Source organism: Croceicoccus hydrothermalis (assembly GCF_022378335.1).
Lineage (GTDB): Bacteria > Pseudomonadota > Alphaproteobacteria > Sphingomonadales > Sphingomonadaceae > Croceicoccus > Croceicoccus hydrothermalis.
Genome location: NZ_JAIQCI010000084.1, coordinates 1 through 2796, shown reverse-complemented (window position 1 = coordinate 2796; position 2796 = coordinate 1). Strand labels below are relative to the sequence as shown.

Genomic DNA, 2796 nt, shown 5'->3' with positions numbered 1-2796 from the left:
ACCGTTGCGCTCACACGTTCATGTCCGCCATCTGCATCGCCGCAACCGTCATCTTCTGGCTGCCGCAATGAGTCCTGAGCCTAGACATTGTCGCTGCGTTATGCGCCGCCTCGGGTTTCAACGCTGTTCTTGTTCTTTCGCTCTATATTAATGCGGATGAGGTGCGGGTTAATTACACGCGCCCAGATTTGTTATGGTTGCTCTGTCCGATCATGCTCTACTGGATTGGACGCGCCCTAATGATGGCGAACAGGCGGGAAATGAACGACGATCCCGTGATCTTTGCACTGCGTGATCGCAATAGCCGATGGACCTTGCTCGCCCTCGGTTGCGTCGTCGCACTCGCAATCTGAAAGCTAGCGGATGACACTGCCTCTCTTTTTTCTCGTTGTTGCGAGTGTGCTGCTTACTAGCATTGCTCAGTTGCTGCTCAAGGCTGGCATGCGTGAAGTCCCGGTGCAGACCGCGATTTCCTCGGGGTCTATCGTTGAGGTTGTCTTAGCGGTGGCATTCTCTCCACCGGTTTTCGGCGGACTTGCGATGTTCGGCTTAAGTGTAGTTCTTTGGCTTGCCGTATTGGCAAAGGTGCAGGTTTCACAAGCTTATCCGATGATCGCGCTCGGGATTGTGATCACATCCGCTGGCGGTTTTTTCATCTTCGGGGAGACGATGAACGCCGTGCGATTATGCGGGATTGCCGCGATCATTACCGGGGTATTACTGGTGGCAAATTCGTGACCTTAACCGCCTACCTTTCGTCGATGACACATCGCACCAGTGCTGAAGCTGCTGTCCCCGACCGCGTTTCCGACATCGTGATCGCTCTCGGTTTAGCGCTACTGTCTTTTGTTATGGTTTCATACATAATGGGATCGCTTGTGCTCTTGGCTGGGGGGATTCTTTCCCCTCTTTCAAGCGCCATTGCATTGGGCAGCGCATTTGCAATTGCGTTAGCAATTGCTGGGGCTCATCGAACTATTTCCGTTTTACGATTGGGTATTCTGACGGTTATCTTGCTGTCGATCTCAGGCTTAGCAAGCGCGGCGATCATCGACACTTCTATTGACGGTCAGAATTATCATTTCCAGGCGATTGCGGCTCTTCAGTCAGGCTGGAACCCCGTTTATGAGGAGTTTCAAACGAGCACGGCGATGAGCCCACTTTCATTGCCGCCATGGCCAATCAACTATCCCAAAGCGAGCTGGATATTCACGGCGCTCCTTCAGTCCGTCGGCATCCCGATAGAGGCAGCGAAGTGCTTGGGACCGGTTATGTTACTAGCGGCGGGGTTGCTTGCTACAGGAGCGTTGCTACGCCTTGGCGTGTGCCGTCCCATTGCGGTCGTCTCTGGCCTGCTCGCTACTGCTAATCCCGTGGCGATAAGCCAGATGTGGACGAGAATGAACGACGGCGTATTCGGCAGTTGCTATGTGGCATTTATCGCGTTGTTCGTTATCGCAGCTACACGTGGGTGGGACCGCAGGTCGCTTATTGTGATGGTCGGGCTCACAGTTTTCGCGGTCAACCTAAAGTTCTCAATCATCCCGATCTGGGCCCTACTGTGCGGTGCAGCTTGTCTCGCAGCATTCTGGCTTTCGGGTTGGGCCGCGGCTCGTCGCTTGATTGTCGCATTGATGTTGGGAGGAATCGCCGGCATATTTATTTTTGGCTTTCAACCCTACGTCACCAATACGATAGAACATGGGCATCCATTCTACCCGTTGTTTGGCGAGGGTGCAGCCGATATCATGACTTCGAATTCTCCTGATACGATTCAGGAACGATCAGCTTCGGGCGCATTCGTCTTTTCTCTTTTCGCCGAGACCCATAGCGGTTTCGGCGGCGTTCCATCTGTCAAAGTTCCTTTTACCATATCGCAAGAGGAACTGCGCATGGCTGGCGGCGTCGATACGCGAATTGGTGGTTTTGGACCGCTATTTTCGGGAGCGCTCCTTATCGCGGTCGCTAGCTTGACCGCCCTTTTGGTGCGGGGGTCAGGAACGGAACGCGTCAAACTGGCAGTATTTGCAATCGCGGTTACGACCCTTACGGTCGCGGTGATGCCGGAAAACTGGTGGGCGCGCTATGTCCCCCAGCTTTGGCTGGTGCCCATTTTGATTGCGGTCGCCGCTACCAGTGCCTCGTCTCGTTTGCTACGATACGCGGCCTTTGCAATACTCGGTATTTTGGTCCTCAACAGCACCTTGATATTTGCATCATCATCGCTCTTGGCAATGAAGCGCAGCGAGGCGGTCCGCAGTCAGATCGCGCAACTAAAGGAGATCGAGGAACCGATCTTCGTCCAATTCGGCTACGCCAAAGCTCGGTTGGCGCTATTTCAGGACGCTGGTTTAAATGCGACCGCGGTGTCGGACGACGTTGCGCCTCCTTGCAAAGATTCCCTCTCCATCACTGCCTATGGGCCTGATCGAGAAGGCGGTTCAATTTGCGTGAATCTACATCCGGACTAAGAAGTGCAAATTTTCGCTTTCGCATCTGATGCGCCTTATGGAAAATCGATGGACCCCACCTGTTCTCTTTTGCTGAGAGACACGCGCATCTCGAGGCAGCGTTCGGTTTTTAAACATAAGGAAATTCGAGTCCGACGCGCCAGCGCCTGCCATCGCGTCGGACGGTGAAGGGGATTTCGGGCATGTGCCAGGACTCCCGAACTGGGTCGGGGAACCGGTAGGTAACACGCTATAGGCACCTCTGTCCGTCGTCAGAACATTTGGCACACCTAGCTGCGTAAATTAGCGGAGCTTGGGCCTCGTCTGGGAATTGATGTTTAGGCGG

At 54.1% G+C, this 2796-nt stretch carries 2 protein-coding genes; both read left to right on the top strand.

The window, feature by feature from the left end; genetic code table 11:
• Nucleotides 1-363: 363 nt before the first annotated feature.
• Nucleotides 364-738: a DMT family transporter gene (locus K4G67_RS17400; RefSeq protein ID WP_239807501.1), complete on the top strand. Its 375-nt coding sequence runs from the start codon at nt 364-366 to the stop codon at nt 736-738.
• 23 nt (nt 739-761) lie between these two features.
• The gene (locus tag K4G67_RS17395) at nt 762-2471 is read left to right on the top strand and encodes a hypothetical protein (protein ID WP_239807500.1); all 1710 of its coding nucleotides are present in this window, start codon (nt 762-764) and stop codon (nt 2469-2471) included.
• Nucleotides 2472-2796: the final 325 nt, after the last annotated feature.